The organism is Geitlerinema sp. PCC 9228, from assembly GCF_001870905.1.
In the GTDB taxonomy this organism is placed as follows: Bacteria; Cyanobacteriota; Cyanobacteriia; order Cyanobacteriales; family PCC-9228; genus PCC-9228.
The window spans coordinates 305-518 of the sequence record NZ_LNDC01000196.1 but is presented as its reverse complement, the minus strand read 5'-3'; the positions used below and the strand labels follow the sequence as shown (position 1 = coordinate 518).

Here is a 214-nt window from a genome sequence, read left to right as displayed (position 1 = left end):
AGGAAGGTCGATTTGATTCCCTTCGATAACATTTTCCTTCACTTTGGGAAAGACAAACGAGCGAAATCGCCCTTTTTTCTTAAAACGAGGAAAACCAAATCCCCGTCGATACATGTCCACCCATGCGGTATCCAAACGTTTGAGGGTTTGCTGCAAGACTTGCGATTGGGGGATTTTTAATTGGGGATAGTCTTTCTTGGCTTGTGTTAATGCC

1 pseudogene is annotated in these 214 nt (G+C 43.9%); it reads right to left on the bottom strand.

The features are described from left to right. Positions 1-214 (bottom strand): annotated as a pseudogene (locus tag AS151_RS22325) (RNA-guided endonuclease TnpB family protein); the annotation flags it as partial.